Annotated in this window: 16 protein-coding genes and 1 pseudogene; 11 read left to right on the forward strand and 6 right to left on the reverse strand. The window is 63.4% G+C overall.

Annotated elements, in window-relative coordinates; translation table 11 throughout:
* Positions 1–70: 70 nt before the first annotated feature.
* Positions 71–1909, reverse strand: a complete 1839-nt coding sequence (gene glmS / locus A3AC_RS0103760; protein ID WP_025597436.1) for a glutamine--fructose-6-phosphate transaminase (isomerizing) — start codon at positions 1907–1909, stop codon at positions 71–73.
* Between the two features lie 284 nt (positions 1910–2193).
* On the opposite strand from glmS, the gene A3AC_RS0103765 reads away from it, so the two are divergent.
* Entirely contained in the window at positions 2194–3072 is an 879-nt protein-coding gene (locus A3AC_RS0103765) for an NmrA family NAD(P)-binding protein (protein ID WP_025597438.1), read from the forward strand.
* A 131-nt stretch (positions 3073–3203) separates the two neighbouring features.
* Here A3AC_RS0103765 and A3AC_RS30320 read toward each other — a convergent pair.
* Positions 3204–3334 (reverse strand): annotated as a pseudogene (locus tag A3AC_RS30320) (glutaminase); the annotation flags it as partial.
* Complete coding sequence (locus A3AC_RS0103770) at positions 3334–4920, reverse strand: DHA2 family efflux MFS transporter permease subunit (RefSeq protein WP_025597440.1); 1587 nt, start codon at positions 4918–4920, stop codon at positions 3334–3336. The pseudogene A3AC_RS30320 and the gene A3AC_RS0103770, both read right to left, overlap by 1 nt.
* Positions 4921–5254: 334 nt before the next feature.
* On the opposite strand from A3AC_RS0103770, the gene A3AC_RS0103775 reads away from it, so the two are divergent.
* Both A3AC_RS0103775 and A3AC_RS0103780 read left to right on the forward strand, forming a co-directional pair.
* Positions 5255–5914 (forward strand): alpha/beta hydrolase, encoded by a 660-nt coding sequence (locus A3AC_RS0103775; protein ID WP_025597442.1) that lies wholly within the window; start codon positions 5255–5257, stop codon positions 5912–5914.
* A 195-nt stretch (positions 5915–6109) separates the two neighbouring features.
* The gene (locus tag A3AC_RS0103780) at positions 6110–7162 is read left to right on the forward strand and encodes a rod shape-determining protein (protein ID WP_025597444.1); all 1053 of its coding nucleotides are present in this window, start codon (positions 6110–6112) and stop codon (positions 7160–7162) included.
* A 78-nt stretch (positions 7163–7240) separates the two neighbouring features.
* Here A3AC_RS0103780 and A3AC_RS0103785 read toward each other — a convergent pair whose 3' ends face one another.
* Entirely contained in the window at positions 7241–7642 is a 402-nt protein-coding gene (locus A3AC_RS0103785) for a hypothetical protein (RefSeq protein WP_025597445.1), read from the reverse strand.
* A gap of 426 nt (positions 7643–8068) precedes the next feature.
* On the opposite strand from A3AC_RS0103785, the gene A3AC_RS0103790 reads away from it, so the two are divergent.
* The gene (locus A3AC_RS0103790) at positions 8069–10351 is read left to right on the forward strand and encodes an amylo-alpha-1,6-glucosidase (RefSeq protein ID WP_025597446.1); all 2283 of its coding nucleotides are present in this window, start codon (positions 8069–8071) and stop codon (positions 10349–10351) included.
* A 57-nt stretch (positions 10352–10408) separates the two neighbouring features.
* Here A3AC_RS0103790 and A3AC_RS0103795 read toward each other — a convergent pair whose 3' ends face one another.
* Positions 10409–10705 carry a hypothetical protein gene (locus A3AC_RS0103795; protein ID WP_025597448.1) on the reverse strand — a complete coding sequence of 99 codons (297 nt, stop codon included), beginning with the start codon at positions 10703–10705 and terminating at the stop codon, positions 10409–10411.
* 236 nt (positions 10706–10941) lie between these two features.
* Entirely contained in the window at positions 10942–12510 is a 1569-nt protein-coding gene (locus tag A3AC_RS0103800; RefSeq protein WP_025597449.1) for a sensor domain-containing diguanylate cyclase, read from the reverse strand.
* A 165-nt stretch (positions 12511–12675) separates the two neighbouring features.
* Here A3AC_RS0103800 and A3AC_RS0103805 point away from each other — a divergent pair, with 165 nt between their 5' ends.
* The 7 genes from A3AC_RS0103805 to A3AC_RS0103840 all read left to right on the forward strand — a co-directional run bounded on the left by A3AC_RS0103805 (position 12676) and on the right by A3AC_RS0103840 (position 21064).
* A complete protein-coding gene (locus A3AC_RS0103805) occupies positions 12676–13530 on the forward strand; it encodes a MurR/RpiR family transcriptional regulator (RefSeq protein WP_025597451.1) in 855 nt (284 codons plus the stop codon).
* A 208-nt stretch (positions 13531–13738) separates the two neighbouring features.
* Positions 13739–15067: an aspartate aminotransferase family protein gene (locus tag A3AC_RS0103810; RefSeq protein ID WP_025597453.1), complete on the forward strand. Its 1329-nt coding sequence runs from the start codon at positions 13739–13741 to the stop codon at positions 15065–15067.
* Positions 15068–15137: 70 nt separating this feature from the next.
* The gene (locus A3AC_RS0103815) at positions 15138–15692 is read left to right on the forward strand and encodes a carboxymuconolactone decarboxylase family protein (protein WP_025597455.1); all 555 of its coding nucleotides are present in this window, start codon (positions 15138–15140) and stop codon (positions 15690–15692) included.
* A 296-nt stretch (positions 15693–15988) separates the two neighbouring features.
* The gene (locus A3AC_RS0103820; protein WP_025597457.1) at positions 15989–16414 is read left to right on the forward strand and encodes an OsmC family protein; all 426 of its coding nucleotides are present in this window, start codon (positions 15989–15991) and stop codon (positions 16412–16414) included.
* 144 nt (positions 16415–16558) lie between these two features.
* Entirely contained in the window at positions 16559–17407 is an 849-nt protein-coding gene (locus tag A3AC_RS0103825; RefSeq protein ID WP_025597458.1) for an isocitrate lyase/PEP mutase family protein, read from the forward strand.
* A 437-nt stretch (positions 17408–17844) separates the two neighbouring features.
* Positions 17845–19944 carry a putative bifunctional diguanylate cyclase/phosphodiesterase gene (locus tag A3AC_RS0103835; protein WP_025597460.1) on the forward strand — a complete coding sequence of 700 codons (2100 nt, stop codon included), beginning with the start codon at positions 17845–17847 and terminating at the stop codon, positions 19942–19944.
* Between the two features lie 766 nt (positions 19945–20710).
* Positions 20711–21064 (forward strand): DUF1428 domain-containing protein, encoded by a 354-nt coding sequence (locus A3AC_RS0103840; RefSeq protein WP_025597462.1) that lies wholly within the window; start codon positions 20711–20713, stop codon positions 21062–21064.
* The last annotated feature ends 231 nt before the right edge of the window (positions 21065–21295 follow it).

The raw sequence follows: 21295 nt of genomic DNA on the forward strand, positions 1-21295 counted from the left end.
GGCACGCGAGATACGTCGCGCAACCGTTTGCTTATACAAACATGCTGCGCGCGCGTCTGTGCGCTAGCCCTCATTCGACGGTCACGGACTTCGCGAGATTGCGCGGTTTATCGACGTCGGTGCCGCGCGCGCACGCGGTGTGATACGCAAGGAGCTGCAGCGGCACAACGTGCAGAATCGGCGACAGGCAGTCGTAGTGTTCGGGCATGCGGATCACGCGAACCCCATCGGCGTCCGCAATTCGCGAATCGGCATCGGCGAATACATACAATTGGCCGCTGCGGGCTCTCACTTCCTGCATGTTCGACTTGAGCTTGTCGAGCAGCGCGTCGTTAGGCGCTACTGTCACGACGGGCATCTGGCTTGTCACGAGCGCGAGCGGGCCGTGCTTCAATTCGCCGGCCGGATAGGCCTCGGCGTGCACGTACGAGATTTCCTTCAGCTTCAGTGCGCCTTCCAGCGCGATTGGGTAGTGCAGCCCCCGGCCGAGAAAGAGCGCATGGTCGGTGCGCGCGAAAATTTCTGCCCACGCGATGATCTGCGTTTCGAGCGCCAGCACGCTGTTCAGTTTTCCCGGCAAACGATGCAACTGGTCGAGAAAGCGCTCCTCCTGTGCCGCAGGAAGGCGCCCGCGCTGCTTGCTGAGCGTCAATGCCAGCAGGAACAACGCAACAAGCTGCGTGGTGAAGGCTTTTGTCGACGCAACGCCGATTTCCGGTCCCGCACTCGTCAGATGCTGGAATTCGGCCTGCCGCATCATCGTGCTGCTGGAAACGTTGCAAATGGCCAGCGTATGCCGATGGCCCTGGGATTGAGCGTGCCTGAGAGCGGCGAGCGTATCGGCCGTTTCTCCTGACTGGGACACCACAACCACGAGTGTGTTGGGATTCGCGACACTGCTGCGATACCGGTATTCGCTTGCGACTTCCACTTGTGTGGGGATTTTGGCAAGAGATTCGAACCAGTACTTCGCTGTCATACCGGCGTAATAACTCGTGCCGCACGCAACAATCAGTACGGAGTCGATTTCGCGAAACGCGTGGCGCGCGCCTTGACCAAACAGATCGGCTGTAATGGTCTGCACTGTTTCAATTGCGTCTGCAATGGCACTCGGCTGTTCGAAGATCTCCTTATGCATATAGTGCCGGTAAGGACCGAGCTCAACCGCGCTCGTGCTTGAACGCTGTACCTTGACTTCGCGCTGGACCGCCTTGCCGATGCGATCGACGATCTGCACGCCATGCAGCGTCAATTCCGCTATGTCGCCTTCTTCCAGATAAATGAAGTTCTCCACCGTGCCCGCAAGCGCCATGATGTCCGAGGCCAGATAGTTGCCTTGTTCTCCAAGACCGACGACGAGCGGGGAGCCGGCCCGTGCACCGATTACGCGGCCGGGGTCGTTCCGCGCGAATACTGCAATTGCGTAAGCGCCATGGAGGCGTTCGAGAGCTTGACGCACAGCCGAAAGCAGGTTGTCCGCGCGTTGCACCGGTTGCTTTTGCCACATGTGATGAATCAGGTGCGCGACAACTTCGGTATCCGTATCCGACTCGAACATATAACCGAGTGCTTGGAGTTCTTCTCGCAACGACTCGTGATTTTCAATGATGCCGTTGTGCACGATGGCGATTTCGTCGCTGGAAAAGATTGGATGCGCGTTTCTCGCGACAGGCGCACCATGAGTCGCCCATCTTGTATGTGCGATACCGATCATTCCGGACAAGTTAGCTTCGGCAACTTCGGCGGCGAGATTCGCGACCCGCGCGACACTGCGCACGCGACGTAGTGCGCCTTGCTGCACAACGGCGATCCCGCACGAGTCGTAGCCGCGGTATTCGAGCCGCCGCAAGCCCTCGGTCAACATGGAAGTGACATCGCGGCGATCCACTGCTCCTACGATTCCGCACATGGAAGATCTCCTGATTTCGCTGCGATTCGACTGGCTGATAGGACTATTGAATGTGCTGCATTGCAACCAAGCATAGACACCGCAAAGCCAGAGGCGTGCAGAGAGGCGCGAAACGTTGAACGGTTGTCCGGTAAATGAGCGAGTTGGTTTACCACGCAACAGTCATGAAACATGGTCATGCCATTCGGTCATTGCACAAATGACATTGATGCTCTCGCGAAATGACGCGCAAGCGGTGAAAATACGTCGCACTACGGTACGAGGTTTTCAAGGAGCGTTCGAATATGTATGCGATTACCGGTGTGACGGGGCAGGTGGGTGGCGCGGCGGCACGCGCTTTACTGGCTGCGGGGCATCATGTGCGCGCTGTATTGCGCGACGAGACGAAGGCCGCGCAGTGGCGCGAGCGCGGTGCAGAAGTAGTTATCGCGTCATTCGAAGACGCCGACGCATTGACCGCGGCGTTTCGCGGTACAGCCGGCGTGTTTGTCATGATGGCGCCGAATTTTGCGCCCCAGCCGGGTTATCCGAACGCGCATGCCGCGGCGGCAGTGCTAAAAAAGGCGCTGATCGACGCGCGTCCTGAGCGCGTGGCGGCATTGTCGTCGGTTGGCGGGCAGCAGGCATCCGGACTAGGGCTCATTACCCAGGTACGCATTCTCGAAGATGCACTGGCGGACTTGCCGCATCTGCGAATACCCACCGCAATCATGCGGCCCGCGTGGTTCATGGAGAACTCGCTATGGGACATTGCGCCGGCGCGCGACACGGGCGTCATGCCAGCGTTTCTTCAACCGCTCGACCGCCCTTATCCGATGGTCGCGACCGCGGATATCGGCCGTGTCATCGCAGATACGCTCGTGCAGTCCTGGCAGGGGCGGCGCACCATCGAAATAGAAGGGCCGCAGCGTTATACGCAGCATGAAATAGCGGCGCTGCTAGCCGGCGTGCTCCAACGCGACGTTAAAGCTCATGCAGTGCCGCGCGATCAATGGGAGGCGCTGTTCCAGTCCCAGGGCACGGCGTGGCCGGCGCCGCGCATCGAAATGCTCGACGGCTTCAACGCCGGATGGATCGATTTCGAGGGCGGCGCTAACGAGCATGTGATCGGCAAGACTCTCTATCAGACCGTGCTGGCTGAACTGGTCAAACGCGCCGGTTGAACTACTGGAAAGTGCAAACCGCAATGACGAATAGCGCGGCGCCAGTACTTCTGTCGAAAGCAGAGTACGGCCGCGTTATTCGCTTACTCTCTATTCACCGTCAATGTCTGTGCGCTGCCGCGCATTGGCTATTAAAAAATCGACTTCCCCGTATAGATGGTCAACCATTCGAGCGCGAGTACTCCGGCCAATGAGTTGCGGCTTGCGTCGAGTCCGGTGACCATACGCACACTGCCATCTCTCCGGGCAGCACCGCGTGGATCAATGTGCGCCGGCTGCGTCTCCACCGCCGCCTTTGGCGGGCCGCGTGATCCAGATGAGCGGAATGATCAGGATAAAGATCACCGCCGACACAAAGAAGATGTCGTTCAGGCCCATCATCGCGGCCTGCGTATTGACGGTGAAGTCGAACAGCGCGTGCGCCGATTGCGTGTTCATATGAAGCAGCGACTGCGTCGAATCGATCTGTTGATTAAACAACGGGTTGTCGACGGATGCGCGTTCAGTGAGCCGTGCGTGATGCAGCACCGTGCGGTTGTTCCAGGCGTTGCCGGCTATCGAGGTGCCGACCGCGCCGCAAAACACGCGCACGAAATTCGACAGCCCCGCCGCCGCCGGAATCTTGTGCGGCGGTTGTCCCGACAGAATGATCGACGTGAGCGGCACGAAGAAGAGCGCCATGGGAATGCCTTGCAACAGCGTTGGTATCACGAGATGCCAGGTGTCGATTTCGATCACGTACTTCGAACGCATATAGAAGACGATTGCGAAGCCGACGAAAGCCATTGTCGAAATGATGCGGGCGTCCGAGCGCGGGAGCACGCGGCCCATGACCGGCGCAAGAATCACGGCGAATACGCCGAGCGGTGCGGTGACGAGGCCGGCGTCGACGGAACGGTAGTTCAGGTACTCCTGCATCCATTGCGGCAACAGCACGAGGTTGCCGAAGAAGACCCCGTACGCGACAGAGATGGCTATCGTGCCGCCGAGAAAGTTGCGCTCCCGAAAAAGCCGCAAATCGACGATCGGATTCTCTTCGGTCAATTCCCACACAAGAAAGAACGCGAAACTGACGAGCGCGGTCAGGCCAAGAATCACGATGACCGGCGACGCGAACCAGTCGAGATCCTTGCCTTTGTCGAGCATGATCTGCAGCGAAGCGACCCAGGTGATCAGGAGGCCAAGCCCGACCACGTCGATGGGCGGCTTGCGCGTGGGCGACTCGCGAGTGCGATAGATCATCCACGTGACGCCGGCCGCGAACAGCCCGACCGGAATGTTGATGTAGAAGATCCATGACCAGCTGTAGCTGTCCGTGATCCAGCCGCCAAGCGCGGGGCCGGCAATCGGACCTACCGTCGCGGTCATTGCCCATAACGCGAGTGCGGTCGACGCTTTTTCCTTCGGGTAGGAGCCGAGCAGAATGGCTTGCGACAGCGGAATCAGCGGGCCCGCCACCGCGCCCTGGAACACGCGCGCGAGCAGCAGCACCGGCAGCGTCGGCGCAATGCCGCACAGCCACGACGCGAGCACGAACATCAGGATCGCGCCGACAAAGAGTTTCACCTGGCCGATACGCTGCGTGAGCCAGCCGGTGAGCGGAATCGACACGGCGTTCGCCGCGGCGAATACGGTGATGACCCACGTGCCTTCGTCGACGGAAACGCCCAGGTTGCCCGAAATAGTGGGAATGGCGACGTTTGCAATCGAGGTGTCCAGCACGTTCATGAAGGTGGCGAGCGCGACCGCGATCGTTGCGAGCACCAGTTGACCGCCTTGCAGCGGCGGCGGAGGGGCGGGCGGAGCAGAAGCAGGCGCTGGAGACGCCGCGGAGGTGGGTTGGCTCAAGACATTCTCCGGTATCGGTTTGCCGCGGACCTCGCGCGTTGGGCGGCGCGACCGGGGCTGCTGGTGCGGGCGCCGCAAGAGCAAATGCATGCCTCCATGCATGCGCACATACATGAGAACTGCATGCGCCGCGCGGCAGGTCCGCCGGATGCTCGCAAAAGCATACCCGGATTCATCTTCCAACGTCGCCGACCCGGGCAGCCCAACCCGCCATAAGCAAGGCTGACAGCGTATCCTCGCGGTTAAGGCCGAACCAATCCGCATCGCGCCGCATCGGGCGGTGTGCGGCCGGCCGCCATCAACCGCGATTCACTGGAGCGAAGGGAAAAGCAATATGGCTTGGGAGCAATTCGAACACGGCTGGCGGCGCGCGCCGCTCGACTCGCCTGCTAAGGGGCTCGTCGTGCTGATGCACGGCGTGGGCAGCAACGCGCGCGATCTGATGCCGCTCGCGGACATCTGGAGCGAGCGTCTGCCGGATGTGGCCTTTACGTCGCTCGACGGCACAGATCCTTTCGACGGCGGATTCGGCGGCCGTCAATGGTTCAGCCTGCGCGACATCAGCGAAGGCAACCGCGAGGCGCGCGCGGCGGCGGCCTACGCGGCCCTGCGCGGCATGCTCGAAGCTGAACTCGCGCATTGGCAGCTTGCTTTCGGACGCCTTTCGCTGGTTGGCTTTTCGCAAGGTTCGATCATGGCGCTGCATCATGCGGCGACGAGCGCGGAGGGCGCCGCCTGCGTCGTCGCCTATTCGGGGCGGCTCGCTTCGCCCGTCGTCGCGCACAACGGCACGCCGCTCACGTTGATTCACGGCGAGGAAGACGAGGTGATCCCGGTCCAGGAGCTCGAATACGCCGCGGACGCATTCAGCGCGGCGGGCTACACCGTGGATGCCTACGCGTTGCCTGGCGTCGGCCATACGATCAGCGCGGACGGCGTCGCGCTCGGCGAAGCGGCGCTGGAACGCACGCTGGGCGCGTTGTCGCGCGATTGACACGGCCCGCGCGAAAAGCGGCTCTAAAGTTATTGGCCGGCTTGCCGTTAACTGCTCATAGCACGAAAATCACGCCCGTCGCGGGACTGCGCAGTGCCCGCGGCCTGGGTGACCGGGGTGCATTTTCCACACCGTCGCGCATGAGCTGACCTCTCAGCCGGGCGACGCTACCGAGCGACACAACAGAGCCTCCTTATGGCCAGACCGACGCCGCATCACCCGCTTTTCGATCGACTGTTCCGCCAGGCCGTGACCGTGGACCTCGGCACGGCCAACACCCTTATCTATACCGACGACGGCGGCATCGTGCTGAACCAGCCGTCGGTCGTCTGTTTCCAGAAGGATCAGTCAAGCGGCCCGAAACGCGTCGCGGCGGTGGGAGCCGAGGCGCGCCAGCTTCTCGGTCGCGCGCCGCGCAATCTGGAAGCCGTGCGGCCAATGCGCCACGGCGTGATCGCCGATTTTTCCGCCGCCGAGCACATGATCCGGCAATTCGTCGACATGGCCCGGCCGCGGCAACTGTTCAGCCGCCGCGCTGCTTTCACGCTGTGCGTGCCGGCCGGGGCGACGCAGGTCGAGCGCCGCGCAATCACGGAAGCGGCTGTTTCGGCGGGTGCGTGGAAAGTGAGCCTGATCGGCGAATCGCTGGCCTCGGCGGTGGGCGCGGGCTTGCCGGTGGCGGAGGCGACCGGTTCGATGGTGGTCGATATCGGCGGCGGCACGACCGAAGTCGGCGTGCTCACGCTCGGCGGCACCGCGTACAGCGGTTCGATTCGCGTGGGCGGCGACGCCTTCGACATGGCGATCGTCAGTTATGTGCGCAACCTGTACGGTGTGCTGCTCGGCGAGCAGACCGCTGAACACGTGAAGAAGAACATCGGCACCGCCGTGCGCGACGTGCCCGCGGAACACATGAACGCAACCGGGCGCAGTGTGGACGACGGCCTGCCGCGCACGGTCCAGTTGAGCAATCACGATGTCGCCGACGCGATCGAGGGGCCGCTGCGTCAGGTGATCGGTGCGGTCAAGCGCGGGCTTGAAATGGCGCCCCCCGAGCTCGTCACCGATATCGCGCACAACGGCATCGTGCTGACGGGCGGCGGCGCACTGCTCGCCAATCTCGAGCGGCGCCTCACCCATGAGATCGGCCTCGAGGTGCGCGTTGCCGACGAACCGCTCACGTGTGCCGTGCGCGGCGCCGGCGCAGCGGCCGCGAGTGGCCTGCTCGACGAATTCGCTTGCGAATGACGGGACGGTGGCAGCGACCAGCGCAGGTTGGCCTTCGAGTCACCCACCACTAACCGCCGGCCCATCCGCGCGGATGACTCAAGCCTTGCGATGCGCGTCCGTGTCCAGCGCGCGCTCCGCCGCTTCGCCGACAAGACCGTGATAGTAGAGATGCACGCCGATCGCGAGCGAGTCGTTGCGAATCTCATGAAAGGCTTTCCACGCCTTCGCCGGATCCTTGAACAGCAGATAGTGCGCTTCGTGCGCGATCAGGTCGGCCACTTCGTGCAGACCGTGTCCGTGTAACACGTCGACGAGCGCATCGAGGCTGCGATGCGTGCGCGCGTCGGTGCGCGGGTAGAGCATGTGAAGCACTGCCACATTCTGCGTCTTCAAAGCCGCCGACAACGCGACGACGATGTCCTGATGGTTCAGCGCGCTGACGGCGCTGTCTTCGGCATGGACGTGGTCCGGGAAAAGCGTTTCGAGTGAGGCGTTCATACGTGTCCTTCCTGTTCTTCTGGCCGATTAAAAAGGCCCGCCTGTGCAGCGGGCCAAACACAGCGACATGTCCGCCGGGCTAGCGGAACACGAAGGAGTATCGCAGAAGGCCTCGCGCTCACTCAGTACCCGCACGGCAAAACATTGTTGCTGTCAGCGTGCGCATACGCATGGCTTAACGGGCGAAGCCGCGCGCGAGCTTGCAGACGCAACATTCGCGACAAGGCACTGTAAGGCGCGAATGCTCGCTGCCTGCAGGTCGCGTGCCATCGAAAAAAAACCGAAACTCCGCTGTGATAACTTCGTCTGACGAGTCGAGAGCTTCTACAATCGGAAGCGACCGGGCACGGCCGGGCACGTCCCTGCACCACCCGGCGGCCACCGCAAGTGAAGCATACGCAGCAGCGAACCATAGGAGCGACCCTGATGCAGCAGCCTGAAGCCCTCGGCGGCCTGTCCCACTCGGGCGGAATCGACCATCGCGAACCCGAGCCGGACGGCGCGTTCATCCCGACGGAAAATCTCAACGTTGCGAGCGCTACGCAGCACGTGCTGAAGTCGGGCGACACCTTCATCGTCAACGATCCTCTCGGCGACATCACGGGCCACGACGACGGCCTCTTCGTCAACGATACCCGTGTGCTCTCGCAACTGCGCCTCACGTTCGGAGGCCGCGCGCCCTCGCTGCTCTCGGGCAGCGTCAGCAGCGACAACACGTCGTTCACCGCGCATCTGACCAACCGCCCGTTGCCGCCGCTCGGCGGCGACAGCACGCCGGAAGGCGTGATCCACGTCGAACGCGTGCGCGTGCTGTCGGGCACGGTGCTGAACGAGGCGATCGAACTCACCAACTACGGCACGAGCGACGCCATCGTGCCGCTGTCCATTTCGTTCGATAGCGACTTCCGCGACATGTTCGAGGTGCGCGGCCTGAAGCGCCCGCGGCAAGGGCATGTCGAGGCGGCGCGCGTCGAGAACGACGAAGTGCTGCTCGGCTACGTCGGCCTCGACGACGTGGCGCGCAATGTGCAGATTGCCTTCGCGCCGCAGCCCGACAAGCTCTTTGCCAACCGCGCGGATTACACGGTCAAGCTGCCTGCGCAGGCATGCGTATCGATTTACCTGTCGGTCGCCGTTCAGGTGGTGGCCAGATCACCGGGTGCGCCGAGCGCCGGCGTGTCGTCGCCGACGCATCCGCTGAGCGAAGCGCACATGTCGCAGATCGACACCGAGCGGCCGCGCGTCGGCCGGGCGGCAGTGCGCGCGGCGCTGGTCGACGCACACCTGGTCATGCGCGAGCGGCGGCGCGTGACTGCGCGGGTTCGCTCCAGCAATCCGCTTTTCAATGCATGGATCGACCGTTCGCTCGCGGACCTTGGCTTGCTGACCACCGACCTCGCGACGGGGCCGTATCCGTATGCGGGCATTCCGTGGTTCTCCACGCCGTTCGGCCGGGATGCCGTGATCACCTCGTTGCAGACGCTGTGGTTGCAGCCGCAACTGGCGGCCGGCGTGCTGCGTTTTCTGGCCGAGCATCAGGCGCATGAGAACTCGCCGTTTCGCGATGCCGCGCCCGGCAAGATCATGCACGAGATGCGCAAGGGCGAAATGGCCGCCACCGGCGAAGTGCCGTTTGCGCTGTATTACGGCGGCGTGGACACCACGCCGCTCTTCATCGTGCTGGCGGGCGCCTATGCGGCCCGCACGGGCGATGTCGGTCTGATCGACGAGTTGTGGCCCGCGCTGGAGCGTGCGGCGGGCTGGGTCGCGGGCGTATGCGACAAGAACCGCTATGGGCTGCTCGATTATCAGCGCGAGTCGGACGGCGGCCTCGCCAACCAGGGCTGGAAAGACAGTCACGACTCGGTGTTCCATGCCGACGGCCGCTTCCCCGATGGCCCGATTGCGCTCGTCGAAGTGCAGGCGTATGCCAGTGCGGCCTTTGACACGATGGCTCATCACGCCAAGTTGCGCGGCCTGCACGACGCGGCCGGGCAATACAAGGCGCGGGCGAAAAAGCTGCGCCAATGCGTCGAGGAAAAGTACTGGATGGAAGAGTCGGGCTTCTACGGCATCGCGCTCGACGGACATGGCGAACTGTGTCGCGTGATGGCATCGAACGCGGGGCACCTGCTGGCCTTCGGCCTGCCTTCGCGCGAGCGCGGCGAGGCGGTGGTGCGCGCGCTCGACTCCACGCTGTTTCACACCGGCTGGGGTGTACGCACGCTCGCCGCGAGCCAGTCGCGTTTCAATCCGATGGCGTATCACAACGGCTCTGTCTGGCCGCACGACAACGCGATCTGTGCGCGCGGCCTGTCGCACTACGGCGGCAAGGCAGCGGCGGTGCGTCTTCTGCAAGCGCTATTCCAGGCGGCGGTGAATTTCGATATGCGCTTGCCGGAGCTCTTCTGCGGATTCCCGCGGCGGCGCGGCGAGCCGCCCACCGCCTATCCGGTTGCCTGCCTGCCGCAGGCGTGGGCGGCGGGCTCGCCGTTCATGATGCTGGAGGCGTGTCTCGGCATTACGATCGACGCCGAGCGCCGCGAGGTGCTGATCGAACAGCCGATGCTGCCTGAGGGCATCGACTGGCTCGAAGTGGGCGACCTGCGGGTGGGCGACGCTTCGGTGTCGATCACGTTCCGCCGCATCGGCGACAAGGTGGTGGCGTCCGCGGAGCAGGGCGATGTGCGGGTGGTCGCGCTTCTGTGACGTTGGGCACCGAGCGTGGGCGGTGCCGCCGCGTCGGGTCCATTGATCGGCTCGTGCTCAATCCGGCTTCTTGAGGCCGCTCGGATTGGCCGGCGTGCCTGGCGACGCCTCGGGGCGCGGCGGCCTGCCGTCCTCCGGCGCCAGGATAATGCCCGCGCCGGGCAACAGCGATGTGCTGCCGGTGGTCGCCGCCGAGGCCGGCGCGGAAGGCGGCACTTGAGGTCTCGCGGCGCCTGTCGAATTCGCGTCTTGACGCTGGTGGCCTGTCCCGGTGGCCGCACCGGTTCCCTGCGCGCAGGCCGTTCCCGCGAACGTCACAGCCCATGCTGCGATGGCGAAAAGTCTCGTGAGCATGATGGCGTCCTCCACCTGACTTCGGCGCTCGCGTGGCCTCGCGAACGGGCAGGACCGAACAGGCCCTTCCGGTATGCATACGGAATTCTTAGCGCACGCAGAAACGCGGGTCAATCGGGGGGAAATACTCCGTTTTTATTGCTCGCCGGGAGTGGCCGGCGGGCGGGTGGAGCAGCATGTAGCTCCGGTGAGCGGCACGCGGATTGCGCCGCTCAAGGCCTTCGTTTCGCGCATCCCTACACCGTATCGACGCTCGCGTCGCAGTCGGCTCCCGACTGCTGCCCGCTTTCCTCGCGGGAAATCCGATAGGTGCCCTTGCCGGCGTTTTTCGCGCTGTACATCGCCTCGTCGGCGCGTCTGATGAGATCGTCGACAGGTTCCTGCGCCTGCGCCAACGCAATGCCGATGCTTGTGCCGATGCTGATCGAGCCGCCCGCCGCGAGCGAATACGGTTTGGCTACTTCACGGATCACGCGCTGCGCGATCGCGACAATCGAGGGCAGCGTCGCGTCCTCGACGATCACAGCAAACTCGTCGCCGCCCAGGCGCGCCGCGAATTCGCCGTGTCGAAGCGTCTGCCTCAGGCGCGCCGCGACCGTCTCCAGCACTTCGTCGCCTGCGCTATGGCCGTGCCTGTCGTTGACCTGCTTGAAACCGTCCAGATCGAGGAACAGGACCGCGGTTCGCGTCGCGCTCCGGGCGTGGACGCTCGCAAGCTTTTTCTCCAGGCGCTCGCGCAGTTCGCGCCGGTTCGCGAGCCCCGTCAGCGAATCGTGGCGGGCCAGATACAGCACCTTCGCTTCGCTATTCCGGCGTTCGGTCACATCCTCGATGATGACGACGGAGCTGCCGTCGGGAACAGGGTTTCGCCGCAATTCCAGCTGCCGCCCGTTGCGCAGTTCCAGCGCCAGCGGCCGACGCTTCTCGTGCAGCCATGCGGTGCATCTGTCGGTGAAATGCTGGCGTAGCGTGTCGTCGAACTGTGCGAAGCCAGCATGGGCGATGAATTCGGGCAGCGGCAAGTTCAGTTTCAGCATGTCGACGCTCGCGCCGAACAGCTGTGCGGTGCGGCTATTGGCAATGACCACTTTGCCCACACGGTCGAGCGTGCACAGACCATGCGGCATATGGGTCAGCGCTGCATCGAAGCGCGCCGCGAGTTCGGCGTGGTTCTGCTCGGCGATCATCAGCGCGACGAGGCCGCGATAGTGGCGCCGCACGATGGACGACATCGCGGCGACGTACAGAAGCAGAGGCGGTATCAGGATCCACGAACCGTCGGTGGGCGAGAGCAGGGCGCCGATCCCGATAGGTATCGACACGGCGCATATCTGCGCGATGGCAAGACGCGGAACCGCGGCGTTTCTCGAGGCCACGCCGCCGAGAATGCCCGCTGCAACCATGATGGCGAGCGATCCCAGCGTGGTGTCGGCGGTGCTGACGCAGCCCATCGTCCCGAGTCCGAGCATCAGGCTCGTGGCGACGCACAAGGGAGCGTAGGCGGCCGCCCACGGTCCGGGACTCGCGGGGCCTTTGCCGTGGTGCACGCCATACGCGTGGATGATGCTCAGGCGTCCTAGCAATAGCCACACGTCTGCGAACAGCCACACCATGGTCCACGGCTGATGCAGGCGCACATAAGCCATTACCGCGACGAAAGCGCTCGCGACGATCGAAATGACAAGGGGCCACCGGTTGTCGAAAAGCGTCGACAACAGGCGCGCGCGGATAGTGTGCGACACTGCTGCGCCACGTTCGGGCGGGGTCGCGAGGATCGACTCTGAAACGGAAAGTTTGACTGCCATGGTGCCGCTCGATAGTGCGGGGCGGAGCTAGGTTCCCTGTCTTAACGGCGCAAGGCGGCGGTTCTTTATGGGGATTTGCCCGGAGTACGCGCCGCGCGGTGTTTCGGCTTCGTGCCCGGTGGTAACATTTGTTGTCGTCTTTTCAACCCTCCGCCGGCCCCTCGCATGCCAGACAGTTTCGACCAGCTTGCCGCCCTGATCCGGGCGCGCTTCTCTGAACTGAGTCCGCAATTTCAGATGGGCGCGGGCTTTCTGCTCGACCATCCGGACGAAGTCGCGGTCTCGTCGATGCGCAAGGTCGCCGAGCGCGCGCAGGTGCAACCGGCGTCGCTCGTACGTCTTTCGCAGCAACTCGGCTTTCCCGGCTGGAACGAATTGCGCAACCTGTTCGTCGCGCGCCTGCGCACGCGGCCTGAACCGCTGACAAGCCGCGCGCGCTCGCTCGTCAAATCGAAAGAGGCGCTCGCCAACGACCTGCTCGTCGCGCAGCAACATAATCTCGAAGTCACCGCCGCGCACAACGGTCGAGTGATCGTCGAGGCGGCGCGGCTTTTGCGGCGTGCGCCGCACGTCCATGTTGCCGGTTTCCGCTCCTGCTACCCGGTCGCTTTCGGGCTCGTTTATGGCTACCGGCTATTCCGTTCGTCGGTGTCGCTGCTCAACGGCGAGGCGGGCACGCTTGAAATGCAATTGCGCACGGTAGAGCGCGACAGCGCCACCATCGCGATCAGTTTCGCGCCGTATTCCGTCGAAGCCGCGCGCGTCGCGGAAGCCGCGCTGGAAAAGGGCAGCAAGCTCATTGCCATTACCGACAGCGCCGTCTCGCCAATCGCACTGAATGCCGACAAGGTGCTGATCTTCTCGCACGAGAGCCCGTCGTTTTTTCCATCGCTGGTGGCTGCCACCGCCATCGCCGAATCGCTCGTCGCGCATCTGCTCGCGCTCGAAGGCGCGGACGCCGTCGAACAGCTGGGTATCGCCGAACAGTCGCTGCACGCCAAGGGCGCGTACGTGCCCTGATCGCCACTGGTCCACTGGTCAATAGCCAGTGATGTCGGCGCGCAGTATTTGACAACATTTGTTGTTTGAGCGTATAAATGCGTACCGATTGTTGAGTCGATACCGGACCGTGCGATCGAGGACAGCGCGTTTTCGATGCGTTCATTCCGCGCACGACACAGGGGGCCCGCGCTTTCAGCGCGGCCAACTTCTTCTACAAGTGAAAGCCATGTCCACCGTATTCCATCGTTCTCCGAAGCAGTCGTTGCCGATTGCCGTTGCCGGCGACGGCATTGAAATCATCGACTCGACCGGCAAGCGCTATATCGACGCCTCCGGCGGCGCCGCCGTTTCGTGCCTCGGCCACAGCAATCAGCGCGTGATCGACGCAATCAAGCGCCAGGCGCAGCAACTGCCGTACGCGCACACGTCGTTCTTCACGACACAGCCTGCGGAAGAACTCGCGGACCGGCTGATCGAGCACGCGCCGCCGGGTCTCGAGCACGTGTACTTCGTATCGGGCGGATCGGAGGCAATCGAGGCCGCGCTCAAGCTCGCGCGGCAATATTTCGTGGAGAAGGGCGAGCCCGCGCGGCGCCATTTCATTGCGCGGCGGCAAAGCTATCACGGCAATACGTTGGGGGCGCTCGCCATTGGTGGCAACGCGTGGCGGCGTGAGCCGTTCCTGCCGTTGCTGATCGAAGCGCATCACGTGAGTCCTTGCTATGCGTACCGCGAGCAGCGCGCAGGCGAAACGGAAACCGAATTCGCCCAGCGTCTTGCCGATGAACTGGAACAGAAAATCCTCGAACTCGGCGCGGACACGGTGGCGGCTTTCGTCGCGGAAACGGTGGTCGGCGCGACCGCGGGCGCGGTGCCGCCGGTGCGCGAATACTTCCGCAAGATTCGCGCGGTGTGCGACCGTTATGGCGTACTGCTGATTCTCGACGAAATCATGTCGGGCATGGGCCGCACCGGTTATCTGTACGCATGCGAGGAAGACGGCGTGGCGCCGGACCTTCTGACCATCGCAAAGGGACTCGGCGCGGGCTATCAGCCGATCGGCGCGACGCTGGTGAGCGAGCGGATTTATCAGACCATCGTCGGCGGCTCGGGGTTTTTTCAGCACGGGCACACCTATATCGGTCACGCTTGCGCATGCGCCGCGGCGCTCGAGGTGCAGCGCGTGATCGAAGAAGAAAACCTCTTGCCCAATGTGCTGGCGCGCGGCGAACAGTTGCGCGGGCTGTTGCGCGAGCATTATGCGCAGCATCCGCATATCGGCGACGTGCGCGGGCGCGGACTTTTTGTCGGCGTCGAACTGGTCCGCGACCGCGAGACCAGGGCGCCTTTCGACGCGAGTCTCAAGCTGCATGCCGCGATTCGCCGCGAGGCATTCGCGCGAGGCTTGATGGTGTACCCAATGGGCGGCACGGTCGACGGCAAGATCGGCGATCATGTGCTGCTCGCGCCGCCGTTTATCTGCACCGCGCGCGACATCGACGAAATCGTGAGCCGTCTGGCCGATGCGATTCACGGCGCGCTGACCACGATCTGAGCGCACGGCGAGCAAGCCCGCGCCGGTAATTGCACACTGATTCCATCCATCTTCAACTTGCGAGACCGCCATGACCGAATGCCTGCCCGCTTTCCAGATAACCGATGCGACGCCGGAACAAAAGGCGGTTCTCGACGAGATTTTGTCCGGTCCGCGCGGCAACCTGAACGGACCGTTTCTCGGCTGGATTCACAGTCCGGAACTCGCGCAGCAGGCGCAGCGCCTGGGCGCGTTCTGCCGCTATCGCACGGGTTTGCCGTTGCGCCTCTCGGAGCTTGCCATTCTGGTAACGGCGGCGCGCTGGCGGGCGCAGGCGGAGTGGTACATCCACTATCCGATTGCGCTCGAAGCCGGCGTGCGCGAGGCCGACGTCGAGGCCATCCGCGCGGGCCGGCGGCCTGCCTTCGCGGATCCGGACGACGCGCTCATCTACGACTTTGCAAGCGAACTCTACGACACGCGGCGCGTGTCCGACGCGACATACGAGAAGGCGCTGGGGCGCTTCGGGCATCAGGTGGTGATCAACCTCGTGGGGCTTCTCGGTTACTACGCGCTCGTCGCGATGACGCTGAACGTGTTCGATATGCGCGCCATTGGTCAGGACAGCCTGCCGTTCGCGGAGTAGCCTCGCCGGCGGCATCGCGGTTCGCCGTGGCACGTGTGGCACGTGTGTTGGTGTGGCACCTATGGCACCTGTGGCGTGTGGGGTGCGTGGCGTGTGTGCATGTGTCGCGTGTGGTGCAGTCACGGCATTGGCACACGGAAGCGCCTATGATGAAGGTCGGTCCACGTCCGCGCCCGTCACGCAGCGCCGCACACGCGACCGATGCATAAGCCGCGGAACATCCGGGCTGGACCGTTGCGGCGGGCATCGCCATCAGTCGTACAGCGCGCGAAGCAGGGCACAAACAGGAGAGAGCGATGAAGCGCAAGGCATCAGCAGTCTGGCAAGGCGGTCTGCAAGACGGCAAGGGCTCCATTTCCACTGACAGCGGCGTCCTCAAGGAGACTCAATATTCGTTTTCCACGCGCTTCGCGGACGGCATCGGCACGAACCCGGAAGAACTGATCGCGGCTGCGCATGCGGGCTGCTTTTCGATGGCGCTGTCGGCCGAACTGGGCAAAGCGGGCATTACGCCGGAACGTATCGGCACGACTGCCACGGTTACGCTCGACAAGGATGGCGGCGGCTTCACGATCACGGCCGTGCATCTCGATGTGGCGGTGAAAATCCCCGGTGGCGACAAAGCCGCATTCGACAAGGCCACCGCCGACGCGAAGGCCGGCTGCCCGGTCTCGAAGGTGCTGAACGCCACCATCACAATGGACGCGAAACTCGAAACCTGAGCTCGAGCTGCGCTCAGCAGATTTGCGGCGAGCGAGGCCGGTGCAGATCGCCTTGTCTCGCCTCGTCGCTCGTGAAGATTTTTCGCGCAACCCACGCCGCAGTGCCGGCATGTCGCCGGCGCGGCGCTTACCGATGCCATCGCGATGACCACTCAAGCCGAAAAAGCCGGGCAATTCCAGGCGCTGCACACAGCGCCTGAAACCTTCGTCATTCCTAACCCGTGGGACATCGGTTCGGCGCGGCTGCTCGCGCTGGCCGGCTTCAAGGCGCTTGCTACGAGCAGCGCCGGCTATGCTTTTTCGCGCGGCCTGCCGGATAACGCGGTGGGCCGCGCGCAGATGATGGTCCATCTCGCCGAAATAGCGGGCGCGACCGATCTGCCGGTCAGCGCCGATCTGGAGAACGGCTTCGGAGACGCGCCCGAAGATTGCGCGCAGACCATCCGCCTGGCTGCGCAGGCGGGCGTGGTCGGCGGCTCGATCGAGGACGCAACCGGCCGCGCCGACGAGCCGATTTACCCGTTCGAGGCCGCTGTCGAGCGCGTGCGCGCCGCGGTGGAAGCAGCGAGGGCGTTGCCGTTTCCGTTCACCCTCACGGCGCGAGCCGAGAACTATCTGACCGGCCGCCCCGATCTCGACGACACGATCCGCCGCCTGCAGGCGTACGAGCAAGCCGGCGCGGACGTGTTGTATGCGCCGGGACTCAGGACGCGCGAGGAAATCGCCGCCGTGGTCGGCGCGCTCGAGCGCCCCGTCAACGTGTTGATGGGTTTGCAGGGCGTGCTGCTCAGCTTCGACGAATTGCGCGCGATGGGCGTGCGCCGCGTGAGCGTAGGCGGCTCGCTGGCGCGCGCGGCGCTCGGCGCCTTCCTGCGCGCCGCGCATGAGATACGCGATCAGGGCACCTTCAACTACACGACGGACGCGGCAAGCGGCAACGAGCTCAATCAGTTCTTTGCTGCTGCCGAAAATAAGTGGCCGACGCCGCGCTGAGAACACTTGTCGAGTGATCTTCGAGCATCAGGCGGATGCTGCCGACGCCGTTCGCTCGGGGGGATTGATGCGTATGCAGGCACAGCCTTGGGCGCGCATTCGTTCGAATACTATTTTCACGACTCGCGGCACGAGTCGTATCGACGGCTGCGCGCCCGGCGCGTGGCCGATGCTGGCGGCGGGTGGACGGCGCAAAGCCAGGGTCTTAACGCCCATGCGTCCCTGCGCGACATTCGCAAGCGCGCGAATTGAAGCCTCCCCCATTTAAGACGAATCGCTCGTAATGGCGGCCAAATCATAAAGTTATCCAATAGCTTGCCGATAGACAGATAACGGCAGGAAGATAACGCCGGGTGCTGATTCGCGGCTCGCCGAAGCAGGGCCGGGGTGCAAGAAGAATCGGTCGCAAAAGAACGATACGAAAAGAGAGAGGGTCGATGACTGGTGTCTACAACCCGCTGCTGGTCTGCCTGTCCCTGGTGGTCGCATTCCTTGCGTCCTACACGGCGATGGAGCTGTCCGGTGGCTTGAACGCGCTTACGAGCGCGAAAAGACGGCCGCTATGGCTCGTCGGTGGCGCGGTGTCGATGGGCGTCGGAATCTGGTCGATGCACTTCATCGGCATGCTCGCGTTCTCGCTGCCGATCGCGGTCGGCTACGATTTTTCGATCACCGCGGCGTCGCTGTTCCTCGCGATCAGCGTATCGTTCATCGCGCTTGCCACCGCGAGTCGCGGCGCGCTGTCGCGCAGGCGTCTGTGCGTCGCCGGAACGGTCATGGGCGCCGGAGTGGCCGCGATGCACTTCACCGGCATGCAGGCGATGCAAATGTCGCCGGGAATCGAATACACGATCTGGCGAGTTGCGCTTTCGGTGGGCGTGGCGATCGGCGCTTCTATGGCGGCGCTCTGGCTGGCTTTCACGCTGCGCGCGTCGGACGTGGAGAATCTCGTTGTCAAGCGGCTCGGCGCCGCCCTGATCATGGCGTTCGCGATCACGGGAATGCACTATTTCGGCATGAGCGCCGCCAACTTCGCCGCTGGCAGCCTTTGTCTCGCCGGTGGCAAGCTCGATGCGAACTGGCTTGCGCTCGTCGTCACGGCGACGTCATTTACAGTGCTGGTCGGTACACTCGCATTGTTCGGCTTCCATACCAGCAGCCTCTCTATTTCCCTCAGGCGCGCGACCCGGCAGCTGCAGTATCTCGGCACGCACGACGCGCTGACGAATCTCCCCAACCGCCAGCAACTTGCGTTACGCATCGAGCAGGCGGTCGCCGAATCTGCGCGCAGGGAATCGCCGTTCGCGGTGCTCTTCATCGATCTCGACGGCTTCAAGTCGATCAACGATTCGCTTGGCCACAGCGTCGGCGACGACTTGCTGCAAGTGTGCGCTGAGCGCCTGCGCCAGGACTTGCGCCACACCGACATGGTCGCACGGCTCGGCGGAGACGAATTCGTGATCGTGGTCGAGAACACGACCGATGCGTCGGCCGCCGTGACGGTTGCGAACGGGGTCCTGCGGCGCCTGGGCGAGGAGATCGTCGTCAACGGATTGCCGCTGCGCGTGAGCGCGAGCATCGGCATCGCGTCCTATCCTCGTGACGGCGGTAACGCCGACGAACTTTTGCATAGCGCGGACGCAGCGATGTACGCCGCCAAGCAAAGCGGGCGCAACACGTTCCGCGTGTTCGAGCCCGAGATGAACCACACCGCGCTCAGGTCGCTGATTCTGCAACGCGATCTGCAGCGTGCATTGAGCGCCGGCGAACTGAGCATGTCATTCCAGCCGAAGTTCAGCGTTGCATCGCAATCGCTGACGGGCGTCGAGGCGCTGATCCGCTGGCATCATCCGGAACTCGGCGAGATTCCTCCGCTGGAATTCATACCGATTGCGGAACGCTCCGGCCTTATCGTCGAGATCGGCGACTGGGTTCTGCGCGATGTCTGTCGCAACATTGCGCTATGGGACGCGCAAGGACTGCCTCCGATTCCTGTGGCGGTGAATCTTTCGCCGATCCAGTTCAGCGTACCGGACCTGGTGGGCCGCATCGATGCGCTGACCGGCGCGGCCGGCGTCGAGCCGTGTCGCCTGATGTTCGAGATTACGGAAACGACGGCGATGCAGAACATCGAAAAGACGAGCAGTACGATCGACGCGCTGCAATCGCGCGGCTATACCGTCGCCATCGACGATTTTGGCACCGGATATTCGAGCCTCGGCTATCTGCAGCGCTTCAGGTTTGATCAGATCAAGATCGATGGCTCGTTCATGCGCGATCTGGACGACGGCGGCCAGCGCGGCAGCGCATTGCTTTCCGCCGTCGTCACACTCGCGCGCGCGCTGAAGATCGAGGTCGTGGCGGAAGGTGTCGAGACGGAGTCGCAATTCCGTAAGCTCAGCGAACTTGCCTGCGATCAAATGCAGGGCTTCCTGTTAAGCCGCCCGTTGCCCGCCAGCGATTTCCTCGCGTTCCTGCGCGTCGCTGCTGACCGGATCGTCGCGACTGGGAGCGTCTGCCCCGCGCCTGCAGGATGAGCGGAAAACCCGGTGACGCCCGTGGTTCGACGACTGCATCGATACAGAACTTCGCCAAGTAGTCGAAAGCAGCTGTCCGGGAGTCAATGGGCTACGCAATGCCGCCCGCTTAACCGCCACACTGTACGGGTGAAAATGACCGTTTGAAGTCCAGATGTGGGGGATGCGGCATTGCAGTGAGCCGCAGGAGTGGGTCGGCGTCGGTGCGATGAGCTGTCATGCCGGGAGTGTTCCGACGTAATGGTTCGGCGTCTAGCGGTCGGGTTTCATGAGGGCAGTTTCCCTTACTGATTCTGCGACGCTGTCGTCAACCCGGTCGTCGGTTTGGGCTACAACGACTGCATCTCGGTGCTTGCGGCCGCTTCCTACCGTTCGTCGTCCGCGCCCGGAAGGCTGCTCACGGGACGAGCCGCCCTTCGACTGGGAAGCATGGTCCGGCGAGCGTCGCCCGCTGGTTTTCTAAGACTTCCGTTACTCGCCCCGAAGGCTTTGCTTGGGTTTGCACTGGTCGATCTATTAGCAAGCAGAAGGCTAGAGAGTGTTGTGAGGTTGACTCCGAGACCACCCAAACGCACGGCTCCGCACCTCAGCATGGTCAGATGCGTTCCCCGCGAGTGTGAGTTTCGGAGGACCTCGAAATATATCGTGAGCTTTGTCGATTTCCTAAAGCGTCGTTCGTCGTGTGTATAGGACGGCGGTTGTGGCAATGCGGTCCCGACGTCGCTTTTGCGCCCCTATTCACTTTTAACGCGAACGGAGATCGTTCATGACTTACGTAGATGGATTTGTCGCCGCGGTGCCCACGGCCAATCGTGAAGCGTACAGGAAGCATGCCGAATCGGCAGCGGCCGTCTTCAGGGAGCACGGCGCACTGAAGGTGGTCGAGTGCTGGGGAGATGACGTCCCGGAAGGGAAGGTGACGTCTTTTCCGATGGCGGTCAAACGGCAGCATGACGAGGCGGTGGTGTTCTCCTGGGTTGTCTGGCCTTCGCGTCAGGCACGAGACGAGGGAATGAAAGCGGTGATGGCCGACCCACGGCTGCAGCCCGACACCAATCCGATGCCTTTCGACGGCAAGCGGCTGATCTACGGCGGGTTTGAAGTGATCGTGGACGCGTGAGGGCCAAAGAAGGTCGCGCCGCTCGAAAATGGCCAGAAGCCTGCGATTCACCCGAATTTTTGCAGGTCCACTGCAGGCACAAGCCGTTGAGGCGCTTCTTGAAACATTCAATGGAGACGACGTGTATATGTGACATCAGGCGCCTGGCGACCGTGCGCGGCTGCGATTGCGACACATGAAGTATTAGAACGGCTTTCATTTTTCGAGGTCTCCTGGACAGCCATTCAGCGG

It is taken from the genome of Burkholderia sp. WSM2230 (assembly GCF_000472445.1).
Classification (GTDB): Bacteria; Pseudomonadota; Gammaproteobacteria; order Burkholderiales; family Burkholderiaceae; genus Paraburkholderia.